Origin of the sequence: Jingyaoa shaoxingensis, from assembly GCF_014385005.1 — a bacterium.
Lineage (GTDB): Bacteria > Bacillota > Clostridia > Lachnospirales > Lachnospiraceae > Marvinbryantia > Marvinbryantia shaoxingensis.
The window spans coordinates 1-530 of sequence record NZ_JACRSZ010000070.1 but is presented as its reverse complement, the minus strand read 5'-3'; the positions used below and the strand labels follow the sequence as shown (position 1 = coordinate 530).

Annotated in this window: 1 protein-coding gene; it reads left to right on the top strand. The window is 48.5% G+C overall.

The genetic code is table 11. The features are described from left to right. Window positions 1-530: MBG domain-containing protein (locus H8716_RS17540; RefSeq protein WP_249310237.1), on the top strand; the 530-nt coding region annotated here is incomplete at both ends.

Here is a 530-nt window from a genome sequence, read left to right as displayed (position 1 = left end):
TATAAGGTAAGCTATGACACAGACAACTTTGTAGACGTAAAGACCATCACCGTAACGATTACGGGAGAAGGCAGCTACAGTGGAAGCGTCACCAGAACCTATAAGATTACGCCGGCATCTGCAACGGTAACAGCAGACAACAAGAGCAAGATGTTTGGCGAGGCAGACCCGGAACTGACAGCAGACGTAAGCGGACTGTATGGAACAGATAAGGTGGAATATACACTGAGCCGTGAACCTGGTGAGAATGTAGGAGACTATGTTATCACAGCAAGCGGAGAAGCAGACCAGGGTAATTATACCGTGACATATAATCCGGGAACCCTGACCATCACCCGGAAGGGAACCCTGACCGTGACAGGAACCCCTTACGAAGGAATTTATGATGGAAATGAGCATGGAAGTGCAGCATCCGCAAATGTAACAGAGGGAACAGTGATTTCCTATAAAGTAGGAGATGGAGACTGGACAGCAACCGCCCCGACTATCAAAGACGTAGGAAGCAGGGAAGTAACGGTAAAGGCAGAGAA